The following is a 15,230-nucleotide window of genomic DNA, read 5'->3' on the forward strand; positions in this document are numbered from 1 at the left end:
TGCATTTCATAGTTTACGAACAGCTCTACATCATAGCCTTCATTTTGAAGGATGCGGCGGGCCACCGCATAACGGTATGCCGGGTTTTTATCCAAGTCGGCATCCCCATATTCACCCATTCCATCGTGAAGACCGCGCATGATCTCGTCAATATCAATGCCCGCTACTGCGATTGGAAGAAGACCGACCGGCGTGATCACAGAGAAGCGGCCGCCGATATCATCCGGGATCACAAACGTTTGATACCCTTCCTTGTCCGCTAAAGCTTTCAGTGTTCCGCGGGCTTTGTCCGTTGTCGCATAGATCCGATCTTTAGCCTGGTCTCCGTATTTTTCTTCCATAAACTGTTTCAGGATACGGAAGGCAATGGAAGTTTCCGTTGTCGTTCCCGATTTGGAGATCACATTGACCGATACTTCTTTATCTTTGATATGATCCATCACTTGCGCAATGTAACTGCTGGAGAAAGTATTTCCAAAATAAATGATCTCCGGTTTTTTATCCGCATACAGTCCATTGATCATTTCAATGGCAGCACGCGATCCTAAATACGAGCCTCCAATACCGCATACGACAAAGACATCGCTGTCCTTGCGGATCTTGTCAGCACAGGATTTGATACGGACAAATTCGTCTTTATCATAATCATTGGCCCAAGTCATCCATCCGATAAAATCATTGCCTTTGCAGGTCTTCATACGCAAAGATTCATCGATCTGATTTACTTGTTCCTGATACGCTTTGACATCCTCTTTTAAATGAGCATGGCTCAAGTCTAATTGAATCATAATTACACCTCCGTTATTTACGAGCACATTATATCACGAAAAAAGAATCTGTGATATAATACAGTCGTTTAGGAGTGAAAAAAAGATCATGTTTCCACAAGCTTTATTTCCATTGTTTGTCGCACTGTCGTGTAACTTGATTGCCCAGGGAGCCAAAACCGTTTTCTATTATCTGAAATCCGGAAAATGGGACCTTCACTGGGTCATTGCCAGCGGCGGCTTTCCAAGCTCTCACTCAAGTACGGTGACCGGACTGGCGATGGCCATCGGTATGCAGGAAGGCTTTGACTCAACCATTTTTGCGGTAACGGCCGTCTTTGCCTTTATCGTTATGTACGATGCCTGCCACGTACGTTACTATTCCGGCAAAAATATCGAACTGGTACAGCAGCTGGTGCGCGATTTAAAAGAAATGGATGTACAGCTGGATAAACCGATCTATGAAGAACAGTTAAAATCCGTATTGGGACATCGCTTTATCGAAGTCCTGGGCGGTTTTGTCGTAGGTTTGGTATTCCCTCTTTTATTCATTCCATTATTTTTAGGATAGGAAGTGAAACCGATGTCTGAAGAAATCGTAATGCCCGACATGAAACAAATCGATGCATGTCTTGATAAGATCCGCCCTTACATCCAGGCTGACGGCGGCGATATTGAACTGATGGGAGTGGACGAAAACGCGATCGTTTACGTAGCTTTCCGCGGTGCCTGCGCTGGATGTATGATGGCTGCCGAGGATTTTTCATCCGGAATCAAACTTCTCCTCATGGACGAAGTTCCCGGTATCCGCGATGTATTGTTGATCGGCTGATTTTCAAAAGACTGGAGCTTCCAGTCTTTTTTCATAAAATTAAAAAGGAGACCCCCATGACAAACCAACTTCCCGAAGCCTACTTGTCCCAAATGAAAGAACTGCTTCAAGAGGAATTTGATGCGTACATCAAAAGCTTTCAAGACGATCGTTACTACGGGCTTCGTATCAATACCAGCAAAATATCCGTTGAAGATTTTTTGAAAATCTCCCCTTTTGAACTGGAACCCATTCCCTGGGTCAAAAACGGCTTTTATTATCATGGTGAAGACAAACCGGCCAAACACCCTTATTACTATGCCGGGATGTATTATCTCCAGGAGCCTTCAGCCATGCTTCCCGGAGCGATCCTTCCGGTTTCAAAACATGAATTTGTACTGGATCTCTGTGCGGCCCCGGGTGGAAAAAGCACCCAGCTGGCCAACAAGCTGGATCATACCGGATTGCTTCTGGCCAACGACATCAGTACCTCACGCTGCCAGGGACTGATCAAAAACCTGGAACTTTTTGGAGCCTACAATGCCTGGGTGTGCAGCGAAGACCATCTGACACTGGCCAAAAGATTTCCGGAAACTTTTGATAAGATCCTGGTGGATGCCCCCTGCAGCGGCGAAGGCATGTTTCGTAAGGAACCGCATTTGATCAAAAGCTGGATGGAAAAAGACGACACGTATTATCCCCCGATCCAGAAAGAAATCTTATCGGCTGCCATAACAATGTTGAAGCCCGGCGGTATGCTGGTGTATTCCACCTGCACCTTCTCCATCAAAGAAAACGAAGAAGTCATTCAGGCTGTTTTAAAACAGCATCCTCAGATGCAGCTGGTTCCGATCCCAAAATTTAACGGCAGTGCAAAGGGCATCGGTTTCAAAGAATGCATCCGTCTATATCCGCACAAGATCAAAGGAGAAGGCCACTTTGCGGCCTTGCTTCAAAAAAAAGGAGACAGCGCTGTTCGTTCTGTCCCGCCTGTTTCCAGATGCACTCTGCCCCAGGAAATTCAGGATTTTTTAAAGCTCTGTACTTTTGACTTTTCAAAAGGATCGTTCTTTCTAAAAAAAGAAAAACTGATCTGGAGTCCCTGCGTTTTGGAAAACCAGAAACACTGGCGTCTTTTGCGCTCGGGACTCGTTTGCGGTGAATGCAAGAAAAACCATTTTGAACCCAGCCAGGCATTGGCCCTGGCCCTAAAAAAAGAAGAATTCCAAAATACAGCGGACCTTTCGGCAAACGATCCAAGGATCATAAAATATCTCAAAGGAGAAACGATCGAGTATAAAGAAGCCGGTCTTCAAACCAAAGGATGGATCCTAATCTGTGTTGACGGATATCCTTTAGGCTTTGGAAAGATCGACAAAGGAATCATAAAAAATAAATATGCGAAAGGATGGCGATGGCAATGAGACTGGACAAATTTTTATCACATATGGGCTATGGGACGCGAAATGAAGTCAAAACACTGATCAAGAACGGCTGGGTCACCATCGATGGACAAACGATCAAAAAAGCCGATCATCAAGTTAAAGAAGATCAGATCGTATATGTCGATGATACCCCGGTTTCCTATATCCAGTACGAATACTATCTTTTAAACAAACCCGCCGGCTATCTCAGTGCCGTAGAAGATGCCTTCTACCCTACCGTGATGGAGCTCATTGACAGCCAGAGAAACGACCTCTACCCGGTAGGCCGTCTGGATCTGGATACCGAAGGCTTGTTGTTGATATGCAACGACGGACATCTAAGCCATGATCTGTTATCCCCAAAAAGGCATGTCACCAAGAAATACTATGTAGAGTTTGCCGGCGCCTTGCCGGAAAATGCGGTGGAGATCTTTGATCAGCCTATGGAATTTGAAGATTTTACATCGAAGCCGGCAAAGCTGGAGATCTTGGAACCGCAAAAAGCATATTTAAGTATTTCCGAGGGAAAATTTCATCAGGTGAAACGAATGTTTGCGAAAGTAGGCTGTGAAGTCACCTATTTAAAACGCGTAGGATTTGGTCCCTTAAAACTTGGTGATCTGGAAGCGGGAAACTCCCGGCCTTTGACCCAAGAAGAAATCGACATGTTAAAAAAAGCTGTAATGAACAAAGAATCCTAGTAATTCTTTGTATCCTACAGCTTTTTTCTTATACCATCTTTGGAAGGAAATATTTCAACATGACTTCCCACCAAGGCCAGTCATGATTGACATCATAGCCCCAGAAGTCGATCCAGGCATGGATGTTTTTCTCATATAAAATATCCGCCAGTTTTCTTAACGAATTTTTACACACATCTTCCCAGGCTCCCTGCCCTACGGTCAAAATGATCTGAGACTGATTGTATTTTTCAATGAACGGATGATTGGGATCCATACCGGCCAGATAGGCACATGGGTCGTTGTTGTAGCAATTGTCATCGTAAACACCGTGGAAATATTCATTCATATCATAGACACCGCTGATGCCTAAGACTTTATCAAAGCGGTCTGGAAAGCGGAAAAAGAAATTGGCTGCATGCGTTCCTCCCATACTGGCTCCCAGGGTCATGCATTTGGAGTCTTGCAAAAGACCGGCCTTATCCAAAGCACTTGGCACCAGTTCCTCCATAACGTAGCGAACCCAGCATTCCTGAAGCCACATCCGATGATGTGTATCTTCAAATGAGCTCCAAGTCTCTTTATCGATGGAATCGACCGTACAAAACTGAATTCTTCCCTGGTCGATCAAATCTTGGACCAGGGAAAACATGCCGCGGTCTTCCCACTCAAAGAAACGGCCATCCTGGCAAGGAAAAACAAAGCACATCTTTCCGGCGTGACCATACATCTTAAATTCCATAAAGCGATCCAAATAATGTGAATATTCTCTAAAATAACGAATCTGCATATTAAAACTCCTTTAATTATGGTCTGATTATATCATAATGAATTGTCTTTTTAACAACTCTGCATTATAATTGTTCTGTTTTTTACGGAAAGAGAGTGAACTTATGGCAGAAAAAATATTGAATATAGCCGTCATCGCTCACGTCGATGCGGGAAAAAGTACTTTAGTCGATGCCTTCTTGCGCCAGAGTGATGTATTCCGCGATAACGAAGAAGTCGTTGACTGCATCATGGATTCCAACGATCTGGAAAGAGAACGCGGGATCACGATCTACTCCAAGAACTGTTCTGTCATTCATAACGGAGTCAAGATCAATATCGTCGATACCCCCGGTCATGCCGACTTTTCCAGTGAAGTTGAACGAATCATCCGAACCGTGGACACAGTGATCTTACTGGTCGATGCCAGCGAAGGTCCTATGCCTCAGACTCGCTTTGTCTTAAGCAAGGCCCTGGAGATCGGGCTCAAGCCGATTCTTCTGATCAATAAGATCGATAAAAACGACCAGCGTGCCGAAGAAGTGGTTGATGAAGTCTATGAATTATTTTTGGAACTCAATGCCACCGATGAACAGTTAGACTTCCCGATCCTTTATGGAATCGCCCGGGAAGGAATCGTTCAGTACGACTTGAATACGCCAAGTACAAACATCGATCCTTTGTTTGATACGATCTTAAAGCACTGTGAAGTCTATCCTGATCTCGATCAGGAACCTTGCCGCATGCAGGTTTCCGCCCTGGCCTATGATGAATATATCGGACGTCTGGGCATCGGACGTATTTATTCCGGTGTGCTTAAACAAGGATCGCAATACATCCGCTGCAACCAGGAAGGCCTGGAAAAGAAAGAGACGATCTCCAATTTGTTCGTATACAAAGGGCTGTCCCGTACCAACGTCAAAGAAGCACACAGCGGTGACATCGTCGTGCTGGCCGGCATGCCGGATATCAGCATTGGGGATACGATCTGCGATATCGATCATGTCCAGCCGATGGAACACATTCCCATCGAAGAACCGACATTATCGATGAATTTCCATGTCAACTCCAGTCCTTTCGCAGGAAAAAGCGGAAAATATGTCACCAGCCGAAACATCAAGGAACGTCTGGAAAGAGAGCTGGAGGTCAATGTCGGCCTTCGGGTAGAACCGACCGACAGTGCGGATTGTTTCAAAGTTTCCGGACGCGGGGAGCTCCATATTTCCATTCTGATCGAAAACATGCGCCGTGAAGGCTATGAACTTGCCATCAGTAAACCGGAAGTCATCTTACACAAGGATGAAAACGGCGTGAAAGTGGAACCGGTGGAAGAAGTTGTCTGCCTGGCTCCCGAAGAATATTCCGGAACGATCATCAATAAACTGAACCTGCGAAAAGGGGTCATGGAAAACATGGAAGAAGAAAACGGCTATGTCAAGATCACCTATCAGGTGCCGACAAGAGGTTTGCTTGGATTTAGAAATGAATTTATCAATGACACCCATGGAGAAGGAACCCTGGTTCGCCGCATCTGCGGATATGAACCATACAAAGGAGAAATCGCTCAGCGTATGCAGGGAGCGATGATCTCTACAGAAACCGGAACGGCCATGACCTATGCCTTATGGAATCTTCAGGAGCGAGGACAATTGTTCATTTCCCCGCAGACCGAAGTCTATGAAGGAATGATCATTGGCGAATCCGCCAAAAACATCGATATGGATGTCAATCCTCTTAAAAATAAAAAGTTAACCGCCATTCGTTCCAGCGGACGCGATGAAGCCATGCTTCTGACACCGCCAAGGATCTTCTCTTTGGAAGAGGCTTTGGAATGGATCAACGATGATGAACTCGTAGAAGTTACACCGGATGCGATCCGCATTCGAAAAAAAGGCCTGACGGCCCAGGACCGCCGTGCCCTCTATCGCGAGAAAATGGCACAGAACGGATAAAAGCAGCAGCAAGCTCCCAAAAGGGGTTTGCTGCTTTTACTTTTCTTCTTCTTTTTCTGTGATCGGCATTTTGGAGAGAAACTCAAAATCCCGCTTATGGTAAATAAAATACCCTTCATCCTGCATCTTGCTCAGCTCTTTTGACATGGCGCTTCGATCCACAAAAAGATAATCCGCCAGGTCTTGCCGGTCCAAAGGAATGGTGAATTTCTGTTTTCCCTTGATGTGATATTGAGCCGACAGGTAATCCTGCAGCCGCTGTCTTGTCGTTCTGTGGACAGTATCGGCCAGCCGTTTGGAAAAAGAATACGATTTAAGCGATAACACTTTGCTCAGATTTTGAAGAAAGCGGATCTCCACCGGATCAGAGATAGGCGCTTCCACGATCCTGCGGCAGTTAAAATACAAGATCCTGGCATCCTTGATGATTCGAAAGGTTGTATTTAAAGGGGCGCGGCTGATGGAAAACATCTCCCCAAAGCTGTCTCCGGGCAATAAAACATCGATCAGCGAAGTGATCCCGTTTTCGTCGATACGCTCTATATGAACATTGCCTTCCAAAACGATCCCAATCTCATCCACGCGCTGATTGGAATCCCAGAACACCGATTTTTTCTGAAACGAACGAATCTGTACATGACAGCTCTTCAGCAGTTTTTCAATTTCTTCGGGTGTAAATCCGTGAAACAGCGGATGGTTTTTAATAATTTGTGTATATTTTTCCATATTTTCACCTTTTTTCTGATTCTGTTGTCCAGGACACAGAATATCTATGAATTTAAATGTATTATAAGACCATATTAGAAAAGAGGTATGTAATATGCTCAAAAGAATTGATTTTTGGGGCCCATCGCTGATGGAATCCATCGCTTTGATCTTAGCCGGAACACTGATCTTGATCGAACCGGCAATGACAAGTTTATTGATGGCCAACTTACTGGCCTTGATTGGATTTGCCTATGGCATCTACATGATTGCCCGCTGGTTTGCGGATCGTAAAAACGGGTATGAAACGATCACCGATCTTTTATTGGGAGCCCTTTTAAGCATTGTATCGATTGCCGTGTATCTCAACCCGGCATGGGTCCTTGCCAGTCTTCCTGTGATTGCCGGAGTCGGCATGATCGTCAACGGCATCAGTAAGATTGCCTCGGCACTTCAAGTCAAAAAATACGGCGGCTCTTTAGCCGGACCGATCCTGGCCATCGTTTTGCCGATCCTTATGGGATTGTTCCTTCTGCTGTTTCCGGTAGCCTCCTTTGAAGGATTTGTCATGCTGGCGGGAACGTTTATCTCCATGATCGGGATCCTGGATCTCTTCAGTATCATTCTGATCAACCGTTCCCTGCATGAACTGCAAATCTTCTAAAAAAGTGCATCTAACACGATGCACTTTTCTTTGTGACTGTTTTTTTAAAAGGAACAACCTTGGCTTTATCCAGGCTCACCATGATCATAGGGATCAAGATCAGCTGGACCACAATGCCCGGTATGGCACTTAAAAGCGCTCCCTCAACCAGCATCATCCAGGTCACATTCCCCAGGCCCATCAAAACACAAGTCATCAGGGCCCATACGATCCGTCCGCAGATCATAGATGTCAATAACGCAATATAGAGCTGTTTCAGGCACTGCCATTTGGCATGGCTGTAAACATAGCCGATCACCAACCCATAAGTCGCTAATTCAAAAGCCATACTGATGGCGGTAGGAAACATCGGCGGCATACCAAATACAAAGCTTCGTAAAACCGGCAAAACAAGTCCAACTCCCAACCCATACTGCCATCCGCATAACAGACCGCATAAAAAAACGGGAATGTGCATAGGAAGAAGCATGCTTCCAATTTGAGGAATCTGTCCGGTAAAGAAAGGAAGGATAAAACCTAACGCTAAAAATAGACTGGACAAGGTCAATCTTTTGATCGTACTCATAAAATCACCACCAATGTTCATATCATATCATAATTTTTTTCTTCAATTTATGAAAGAAGCCTGTTTTTTTCGTAATCGGAAATCATTTGTGCTAAAATACACCGGGAGGAAATTCATGAACGTTAAAAAGTGGACTTATTTCATTCTCGGTGTTTTGATCAATTCTTTCGGCATCGCCTTGATCACAAAAAGCGGACTGGGTACTTCTCCTATTTCGAGCATTCCCTATGTCCTTTGTCTTGAGTTTACGTCACTTTCTTTTGGAATGACAACCTTTGCGATCAACGCCCTATTCATATTGATTCAAATTCTTATTTTAAAAAGAGATTTTAAACCCCTTCAATTTCTTCAAGTGGGCATCAACATTCTTTTCAGTCTGTGTATCGACATCAGTATGTCAGTACTGCGTTTTGTCGCCCCGGACACGATTGTCATCCAGCTGGCGACACTGATCGTTGGATGTCTGGTCCTGGCCATCGGAATCAATTTTGAAGTGGCCCCCAAAGTCATGTACGTTCCCGGCGAAGGAGCCGTGCAAGCCATTTCCACTCATTTTCATTGGAATTTTGGAAAAGTCAAAGTGGCCTTTGATACCACTTTAATGAGCATTGCGCTGATCCTTTCTCTTGTTTTCTTTCAAGGGCTCAACGGAATCGGCATAGGAACGATCATTTCCGCTTTGATCGTTGGACTGTTTGTCAACGGTGTTCGAAAGATCTTTCATCTGGAATCTCATTTTCAAAAATAACTGCAGCGATCCCTGCAGTTATTTTTCTAACGTTCCATGATAATTCACAATGCCTCCAATGTTGGTGACATCCCGATACCCGGCTCTTTTTAAGCTGGACTTTGCCCGGGCGCTTCTTCTTCCGCTGCGGCAATAGACAAAGAGAGGCGTATCTTTATCCGGCACTTTTTCTAAGATCTTATCCAGATGTTCAAGTTCAATATTGATACTTTCCGGAATATGGCCCCTTTCATATTCCGCTTTTGTTCGAACATCGACAAGCACACCCTTCTTGCTCATTTGATACACCGCCACTCCGGCATCGATATCGATAGAAAAGAGTCCCATTTATTTCTTTCTCCTTTGATACGGTGTCAAAAGTACCACCGATTCAATATTTTTTGTGTTCGGGAACATATCGACAAGATCGATTTCTTGGGCCTTATATCCTTTTTTTGAAAACATGCCCAGATCACGAACCAGCGTGGTCGGATCACAGGAGATGTACAAGATCTTTTTAGGATTTAACAGACAGGCATTTTCAATAAATTCTCTTGTCGTTCCTGCTCTAGGCGGATCAAGAATGATCGCATCAAAATAACTGCGGTGGTATTGGGCCTCTTTCATAAACCGGGTGGAGTCCATCGCCACAAAAACGGCATTGTGAATATGGTTTTGTGAGGCGTTCATTTTCGCAAACCCGATGGAGTCGGCATTGATTTCCACGCCTGTTACCTGCCGGCATTCTCCGGCCAGCGATAACCCAATCGTTCCAATACCGCAATACGTATCCAAAACGGTTTCCTCTTCTTTTAATTTAAGTTTCTTTTTGGCCAGATCGTACAAGACCTCACATTGATCATGATGGATCTGATAAAAAGAATTGGCTCCCATGGTAAAGTCCAAATCACATAAACGATCCGTGATCATTCCATCTCCATAGAGGACAAAAGCCTCATTTTCTAAAACAATGGATGTGTTACGGCTGTTGACGCTCTGCAGGATCGTCTGGATCTCCGGAAATTCTTTGACCAGGATATTGACCATGTTTCGGCGGGAAGGAAATTGTTTCTTTCCTGTCACAAAACAAATCATGACCTGGTTGGTTTTGTGGGCATAGCGAATCAAAACATGACGAAGCAGACCCGTTTGCGTCCGTTCGTTATACAGTTCGATCTTCATGGAATCCACCAGCTCCGTGATCCTTAAAATGATCTGCTGGATATTCTTTGGATGCATCAGACAATTTTTCGCCGCCACGACCTTGTGCGAATGCGCTGCGTACAATCCGGAAACGATTTTCCCTTTGTATTTGGCAAAAGCCACAATGATCTTGTTTCGGTAGCCATATGTCTTTTCGGCTCCGTGAATCGAGTTTACTTTCATGGATAAATGGTTGTTGGCTATCAAGTCCGCGACAACCTTTTCTTTATGAGCCAGCTGCTGATCATACGGCATATGAAGGAGATCGCAGCCTCCACAGATCTTTTCTAATTTACAGCGCATACAACACCTTCCTCACTTCTTCTTTTAAGTCATTAGGATCTTGGCAATGGATCCCGGAAAATCCCAGGGAAAGAGCCATTTCCACATTTTCTTTTCTATCATCAATAAACAGACATTCCTCACTTTTAAGCCCGTATTTTTCCAACAGACATTCATAAATGCGCCGATCCGGTTTGATTACCTGCACCTGATAAGAGAAGATCCCTCCATCGATATCATCAAACAGCGACGTTTGATCCTTTAAGTAAACATAAGAATCTTCGGGGATATTCGACAGGATATAGATCCCATACCCTTGTTTTTTGAGCTCTTTGATCAGCTGCAAGCTGGAATCGATAGGCCGGACATACTTTGCCCATGCGGGGATCAAAGCTAGGATCTCTCTTTGATACATCGGCATCTTTTCTATCGCTATTTGTTTTAAGGAGTGGCCGTTATAAAGACCCTGGTCATAATCGTTCCACAGACCCGACGCAAAAAACAATTCGTATAGATCTCTGGCAGCTTTTTCATCCTGAAAAAATTCTTCCATCACTTCTTTAGGCTTAAACGTTGCCAATACATTTCCAATATCAAAAACTACATTTTTAACCATGAGTAAAGTATATCAAAAAGTCCCAAAAAAAAGTAGGAACATGTCCTACTTATGTGTATCCACCAGAAGTTCACAGATCTTTCGGGAATATGCGATCGGATCTTCAATATCAAAGCCTTCGATCAATAAAGCCTGATCATAGAGCACATCGGATACTTCTTTGACTTTTTCTTTATCGCTGGCATACAGATCCTTCAATGTCTCAAAGATAGGATGATTCGGATTGATTTCCAGAATTCGTTCGGCCTTCATCGTACCCATCATATTGTCACCCGGCATATTCGCAAATACTTTTTCCATTTCAAAAGAAAGTCCTTCACCGGCACTGAGACATACCGGATCTTCTGTCAGGCGGCTGGAAAGTTTTACTTCTTTGACTTTATCGCCTAAACTCTCTTTCATATAATCCAGCAGATCTTTATTTTCTTCTTTGGTCTTTTCTAATTCTTTCTTTTCTTCTTCCGTATTCAGATCCAAATCACCCTGTGTGGCGTTCTTGAAATTCTTTTCGCGATATGTCATCAACGTGTTCATGACAAATTCATCCACTTCTTCGGTCAGATACAAGACTTCAAAGCCTTTGTTCTTCAAAGTCTGTACAATCGGAAGCTTATCGATCAGTCCGACATCTTTACCCGATACATAATAGATGTCCTTTTGATCTTCTTTCATGGCATTGACATATTCATTCAAAGTGACCAGTTTCTGTTCCTTGGAAGAATAGAACAAAAGCAGATCCTGGAATTTATCTTTATCCATTCCATAGTTGTTGTAGACACCAAATTTCAGGTTGATACCAAATTCCTTCCAGAATTTTTCATACTCTTCCCTTTCCTTGGTGAGCATCTGGGCCAATTCATTCAATACTTTCTTTTCAATTCTTGAAGCGATGGCTTTCAGCTGATGATCGTGCTGTAACATCTCACGGGAAATGTTCAAAGAAAGATCCTGAGAATCCACTAGCCCTTTCACAAAGCGAAGGCTGTCTGGAAGAAGGTCTTCGGCATGATCCATGATAAAGACTCCTTTACAGTATAACTGAAGGCCTTTTTTATAATCCTGGTTATAGAAACCTTGCGGAACATGGCTTGGGATATACAGTAACGCTGTAAAGCTGACATTTCCTTCGACACTGAAATGAATGACACGCTGCGGATCCTGATAATCGAAGAAATGATCCTTATAGAACTGATCGTATTCTTCTTTTGTGATTTTGGACTTCTGACGCTTCCATAATGGAACCATAGAGTTCAGTGTCTGGTCCTCAATCACGGTTTCATATTCCGGCTTGTCCGAATCTTTGGTGTCTTCCTTTACTCTTGAAGTTTCCACCTGCATACGGATCGGATAACGGATATAATCCGAATACTTGCGAACCAATTCCTTTAATTCATACGTTTCCAGATACTTTGAATATTTTTCTTCTTCCGTATCCTCTTTTAAATATAAAGTAATGGTCGTACCATGTCCTTCTTTTTCTGTTTCCGTGATCGTATATCCGCTGGCTCCATCACTTTCCCAGCGGTAAGCGGCTTCTTCTCCTTCTTTTTTCGAAACGACAACGACATCTCTGGCCACCATAAATGCGGAATAAAAACCAACTCCGAACTGGCCGATGATATCCACATCGCTCTTGGATTCATCTTCGATCTGTTCCTTGAAAGCCAGCGAACCGCTTTTGGCGATTGTTCCCAGATTCTCTTCCAATTCCTCTTTGTTCATACCGATCCCATTGTCCAAAATCGTCAATGTATTGTTTTCTTTATTGGCTTCGATACGGATCTCAAACTCATCGGTACCGATATGACCGGCATTTTCATAATAATATTTATCAATGGCATCACTGGCGTTGGAAATCAACTCTCTTAAAAAGATTTCTTTGTGAGTATAGATCGAATTGATCATCAGATCCAACAAACGCTTGGATTCGGCTTTAAACTGTTTTTTTCTAGACATATAAACATCTCCTTTTAGCACTCTATCAATTAGCCTGCTAATAAAGTGTACAATATCCCTTTAGCATAGTCAATAGGTGACTGCTAAAAGCGGATAAAAAAAGAAAGCTCTATCGAACTTTCTCTTTCATGATCTTTGTGATTTCTTCCCAATTCTTTTCGGATTCTTTTGAAGAATTCTCCAAAGTCTCCCCTAAATAAGGAGTAAAGCCCAAACGAGAATAAAACACAATGGCTCCATAACTTTGTGACTGAGTCACCAGATACAAGGGATATTTTCCCCGGATACTATCATATTTCATGCACAGTTTGGTCATCATGCTCGTTGCGATATGCTTATGCTGTGCCTTTAAACTGACGGCAAGATAATGAACACGAAGGCGGTCTTCTTTAAAATCATGGCCCTTCCATAATCCTACAGAGCCTACAAGATGTCCCTTGGAATCGGCAACGAACAAAAAATTTTCTTTAAAGCTTTGGTCATCTTCCTTCAACATCGCATCCCATTTTTGAGAGGCTTGTTCGATGGAATCAAATAGACCCACTTCACATTGAAGAAGACACCACGCCTCTTTTAAGGAATCGTCATAACTAACATAGTGATACTCTTCATGAAGAGGAATCTCTTTATAGATTGTATGTCGAGCCATGACCATCAAAACCCGAATATAGGGAACACTTTTATCTAATACTGTCATACTTACTCCTCACAAACATGGACATTGTATCACATTTGAAGTTTTTAGAGAATTATGACAAAATGACATAGGTGATGACAATGAATTTCAATGACACAATCAAAAAGTATTATTTAGAAGGCAATTACAACTGTTCCGAAACCATGATCCAAGCCGCCAATGAATATTACGGCCTCAATCTGGATTTGGAATCCATGAAGATGTTTTCAGGATTTGGAACCGGGATGTTTGTCGGGTCCGCTTGTGGAGCCCTGGTAGGATCGGTTGCGGTTCTTTCCAAGCTCGTGACCCAGACAAAGGCCCACGACCAGCTGGATACACTACGTCCTTCGATTCAGAAATGCGTCCGAAATTTTAAAGAAAAACTGGGAGCCCTGGACTGTAAAGACATTCAGCCGGTACATCGGACCAAAGAATACCGCTGTCTGAATACATGCCTTTTGGCCGGACAGGCCCTGGAACAAACAATCAAAGAGCTTGACTTAGAAAATAGAGAAAAGTAAAAGGCCCTCAAAGGACCTTTTTCTATTTATTTGTTTTTCCGGCGTCTGAAGAATCCTTTTTTAGGTTCTTCTTCCTCTTCGAGTTCGAACTCTTCTTCGTCGTCCTCATAATCGTCTTCGTCTTCCTCATAGTCGTCGAAATCTTCGTCCTCTTCCTCTTCTAAAGAATCCCATTGTGAGTCAAGATCTTCAACAGACTGATCGGGATCGATCAGACCTTCATTCTTAAAATTTTCTTCTCTTTCACGAACACGCAGGCGCGCTTTCAACAAGCGTACTTTTTTCTTGGAACTCGCCAGCATTCTTCCATACATACAGAAGAAGATAAAAGAAATCACAAATAAGATCGAACAAGAGATCATAACGGCGATAAATCCATTAAATAAATACTGAAGATAGGCCGCACAGGCACAGATTGCCATACAGATGAAGAATAAGAACATCGTGGAACGGCAAGAGTTGGAATACTTTTTAAAGAATTTAAATTTTTCCTCTTCGTTCGGAATTTCTTTTCGCAATTCATCGTTTTTCAATTCGTTGCGGAATACAAACCATCCGGCTTCCTGTTTCTTCTTTGACGGAACACGGGATACGAGTTTCCATCCATCCTGTTCCCATTTTCGCCATTCGTGAGCTGAAGGTTCCACCACAAAGTAAGAAATCGAATAATAGTAATTTCGTGGTTCTTCCTTCACAAAGAAATATTTTTTCCCGACATTGCGAACATAATGATATCCTTCTTTGGAGTTTTTTTCCAGGTAGGCTTCTTCTTTATCGTATTGAGACAACAAGAAACGTTTCTTGTCGACATAAAGGTCTTCCTCATCGTAGTTTTCCTGATCTTCCAGAGAAGGTTCGATTTCATCGTCATCTTCGGTTTCTGCTGAGTCAGATTGTTCTTCTGGCAGAT

At 43.3% G+C, this 15,230-nt stretch carries 17 protein-coding genes and 1 pseudogene; 8 read left to right on the forward strand and 10 right to left on the reverse strand.

All coding sequences use genetic code 11. The features are described 5' to 3' along the window. Positions 1-788: pseudogene (locus Q0K03_RS04890) on the reverse strand (glucose-6-phosphate isomerase); the annotation flags it as partial. Positions 789-876: 88 nt separating this feature from the next. On the opposite strand from Q0K03_RS04890, the gene Q0K03_RS04895 reads away from it, so the two are divergent. The 4 genes from Q0K03_RS04895 to Q0K03_RS04910 are packed head-to-tail and all read left to right on the forward strand — an operon-like array spanning position 877 to position 3,703. Then, positions 877-1,338 carry a divergent PAP2 family protein gene (locus Q0K03_RS04895; protein ID WP_297238327.1) on the forward strand — a complete coding sequence of 154 codons (462 nt, stop codon included), beginning with the start codon at positions 877-879 and terminating at the stop codon, positions 1,336-1,338. A 12-nt stretch (positions 1,339-1,350) separates the two neighbouring features. Then, positions 1,351-1,599 carry a NifU family protein gene (locus Q0K03_RS04900; protein ID WP_297238329.1) on the forward strand — a complete coding sequence of 83 codons (249 nt, stop codon included), beginning with the start codon at positions 1,351-1,353 and terminating at the stop codon, positions 1,597-1,599. Positions 1,600-1,655: 56 nt separating this feature from the next. Next, positions 1,656-3,002, forward strand: a complete 1,347-nt coding sequence (locus Q0K03_RS04905) for an RsmB/NOP family class I SAM-dependent RNA methyltransferase (protein ID WP_297238330.1) — start codon at positions 1,656-1,658, stop codon at positions 3,000-3,002. Then, positions 2,999-3,703 carry a pseudouridine synthase gene (locus Q0K03_RS04910; protein WP_297238332.1) on the forward strand — a complete coding sequence of 235 codons (705 nt, stop codon included), beginning with the start codon at positions 2,999-3,001 and terminating at the stop codon, positions 3,701-3,703. The genes Q0K03_RS04905 and Q0K03_RS04910 overlap by 4 nt, the downstream gene beginning before the upstream one ends. Positions 3,704-3,731: 28 nt before the next feature. On the opposite strand, the gene Q0K03_RS04915 is transcribed toward Q0K03_RS04910, so the two are convergent. Further along, complete coding sequence (locus Q0K03_RS04915) at positions 3,732-4,472, reverse strand: alpha/beta hydrolase-fold protein (protein ID WP_297238334.1); 741 nt, start codon at positions 4,470-4,472, stop codon at positions 3,732-3,734. Positions 4,473-4,575: 103 nt separating this feature from the next. Here Q0K03_RS04915 and typA point away from each other — a divergent pair, with 103 nt between their 5' ends. Continuing rightward, positions 4,576-6,402, forward strand: coding sequence for a translational GTPase TypA (gene typA, locus Q0K03_RS04920; RefSeq protein ID WP_297238336.1), 1,827 nt, complete (start codon positions 4,576-4,578; stop codon positions 6,400-6,402). A 36-nt stretch (positions 6,403-6,438) separates the two neighbouring features. Here the strand turns inward: typA and Q0K03_RS04925 are convergent, their stop codons facing one another. Then, a complete protein-coding gene (locus Q0K03_RS04925) occupies positions 6,439-7,128 on the reverse strand; it encodes a Crp/Fnr family transcriptional regulator (RefSeq protein ID WP_297238338.1) in 690 nt (229 codons plus the stop codon). A gap of 94 nt (positions 7,129-7,222) precedes the next feature. Between Q0K03_RS04925 and Q0K03_RS04930 the strand changes: the two genes are divergently transcribed. Beyond that, positions 7,223-7,771 (forward strand): DUF308 domain-containing protein, encoded by a 549-nt coding sequence (locus tag Q0K03_RS04930; RefSeq protein WP_297238340.1) that lies wholly within the window; start codon positions 7,223-7,225, stop codon positions 7,769-7,771. Positions 7,772-7,781: 10 nt separating this feature from the next. Here Q0K03_RS04930 and Q0K03_RS04935 read toward each other — a convergent pair whose 3' ends face one another. Continuing rightward, positions 7,782-8,336 carry an ECF transporter S component gene (locus tag Q0K03_RS04935; RefSeq protein WP_297238342.1) on the reverse strand — a complete coding sequence of 185 codons (555 nt, stop codon included), beginning with the start codon at positions 8,334-8,336 and terminating at the stop codon, positions 7,782-7,784. Positions 8,337-8,451: 115 nt separating this feature from the next. Here Q0K03_RS04935 and Q0K03_RS04940 point away from each other — a divergent pair, with 115 nt between their 5' ends. Further along, on the forward strand, positions 8,452-9,084 hold the full coding sequence (locus tag Q0K03_RS04940; protein ID WP_297238344.1) for a DUF6198 family protein: 633 nt from the start codon (positions 8,452-8,454) through the stop codon (positions 9,082-9,084). A gap of 18 nt (positions 9,085-9,102) precedes the next feature. Here the strand turns inward: Q0K03_RS04940 and Q0K03_RS04945 are convergent, their stop codons facing one another. From Q0K03_RS04945 to Q0K03_RS04965, 5 genes are all read right to left on the reverse strand, one after another. Continuing rightward, on the reverse strand, positions 9,103-9,411 hold the full coding sequence (locus Q0K03_RS04945) for a rhodanese-like domain-containing protein (protein ID WP_297238346.1): 309 nt from the start codon (positions 9,409-9,411) through the stop codon (positions 9,103-9,105). Continuing rightward, positions 9,412-10,569, reverse strand: a complete 1,158-nt coding sequence (rlmD, locus tag Q0K03_RS04950; RefSeq protein WP_297238348.1) for a 23S rRNA (uracil(1939)-C(5))-methyltransferase RlmD — start codon at positions 10,567-10,569, stop codon at positions 9,412-9,414. Next, entirely contained in the window at positions 10,559-11,164 is a 606-nt protein-coding gene (locus tag Q0K03_RS04955) for an HAD family phosphatase (protein WP_297238350.1), read from the reverse strand. Before Q0K03_RS04955 ends, rlmD begins: the two co-directional genes overlap by 11 nt. Before the next feature lie 45 nt (positions 11,165-11,209). Then, positions 11,210-13,120 (reverse strand): molecular chaperone HtpG, encoded by a 1,911-nt coding sequence (gene htpG, locus Q0K03_RS04960; RefSeq protein ID WP_297238352.1) that lies wholly within the window; start codon positions 13,118-13,120, stop codon positions 11,210-11,212. 109 nt (positions 13,121-13,229) lie between these two features. Continuing rightward, positions 13,230-13,817 carry a GNAT family N-acetyltransferase gene (locus Q0K03_RS04965; protein WP_297238354.1) on the reverse strand — a complete coding sequence of 196 codons (588 nt, stop codon included), beginning with the start codon at positions 13,815-13,817 and terminating at the stop codon, positions 13,230-13,232. Positions 13,818-13,897: 80 nt separating this feature from the next. On the opposite strand from Q0K03_RS04965, the gene Q0K03_RS04970 reads away from it, so the two are divergent. Next, positions 13,898-14,320 carry a C-GCAxxG-C-C family (seleno)protein gene (locus Q0K03_RS04970; RefSeq protein ID WP_297238356.1) on the forward strand — a complete coding sequence of 141 codons (423 nt, stop codon included), beginning with the start codon at positions 13,898-13,900 and terminating at the stop codon, positions 14,318-14,320. A gap of 26 nt (positions 14,321-14,346) precedes the next feature. Here Q0K03_RS04970 and Q0K03_RS04975 read toward each other — a convergent pair. After that, positions 14,347-15,230 (reverse strand): DUF2812 domain-containing protein (locus Q0K03_RS04975; protein WP_297238358.1); only part of this gene is annotated, 884 nt, incomplete at its 5' end.

This window comes from uncultured Faecalicoccus sp., assembly GCF_944327125.1.
Taxonomy (GTDB): Bacteria; Bacillota_I; Bacilli_A; order Erysipelotrichales; family Erysipelotrichaceae; genus Faecalicoccus.

Excerpts from the sequence above, each read along its gene's own strand:
- Q0K03_RS04895 (WP_297238327.1), top strand. The coding sequence starts at position 877 with ATGTTTCCACAAGCTTTATTTCCATTGTTTGTCGCACTGTCGTGTAAC.
- Q0K03_RS04900 (WP_297238329.1), top strand. The coding sequence starts at position 1,351 with ATGTCTGAAGAAATCGTAATGCCCGACATGAAACAAATCGATGCATGT.
- Q0K03_RS04905 (WP_297238330.1), top strand. The coding sequence starts at position 1,656 with ATGACAAACCAACTTCCCGAAGCCTACTTGTCCCAAATGAAAGAACTG.
- Q0K03_RS04910 (WP_297238332.1), top strand. The coding sequence starts at position 2,999 with ATGAGACTGGACAAATTTTTATCACATATGGGCTATGGGACGCGAAAT.
- Q0K03_RS04915 (WP_297238334.1), bottom strand. The coding sequence starts at position 4,472 with ATGCAGATTCGTTATTTTAGAGAATATTCACATTATTTGGATCGCTTT.
- typA (WP_297238336.1), top strand. The coding sequence starts at position 4,576 with ATGGCAGAAAAAATATTGAATATAGCCGTCATCGCTCACGTCGATGCG.
- Q0K03_RS04925 (WP_297238338.1), bottom strand. The coding sequence starts at position 7,128 with ATGGAAAAATATACACAAATTATTAAAAACCATCCGCTGTTTCACGGA.
- Q0K03_RS04930 (WP_297238340.1), top strand. The coding sequence starts at position 7,223 with ATGCTCAAAAGAATTGATTTTTGGGGCCCATCGCTGATGGAATCCATC.
- Q0K03_RS04935 (WP_297238342.1), bottom strand. The coding sequence starts at position 8,336 with ATGAGTACGATCAAAAGATTGACCTTGTCCAGTCTATTTTTAGCGTTA.
- Q0K03_RS04940 (WP_297238344.1), top strand. The coding sequence starts at position 8,452 with ATGAACGTTAAAAAGTGGACTTATTTCATTCTCGGTGTTTTGATCAAT.
- Q0K03_RS04945 (WP_297238346.1), bottom strand. The coding sequence starts at position 9,411 with ATGGGACTCTTTTCTATCGATATCGATGCCGGAGTGGCGGTGTATCAA.
- rlmD (WP_297238348.1), bottom strand. The coding sequence starts at position 10,569 with ATGCGCTGTAAATTAGAAAAGATCTGTGGAGGCTGCGATCTCCTTCAT.
- Q0K03_RS04955 (WP_297238350.1), bottom strand. The coding sequence starts at position 11,164 with ATGGTTAAAAATGTAGTTTTTGATATTGGAAATGTATTGGCAACGTTT.
- htpG (WP_297238352.1), bottom strand. The coding sequence starts at position 13,120 with ATGTCTAGAAAAAAACAGTTTAAAGCCGAATCCAAGCGTTTGTTGGAT.
- Q0K03_RS04965 (WP_297238354.1), bottom strand. The coding sequence starts at position 13,817 with ATGACAGTATTAGATAAAAGTGTTCCCTATATTCGGGTTTTGATGGTC.
- Q0K03_RS04970 (WP_297238356.1), top strand. The coding sequence starts at position 13,898 with ATGAATTTCAATGACACAATCAAAAAGTATTATTTAGAAGGCAATTAC.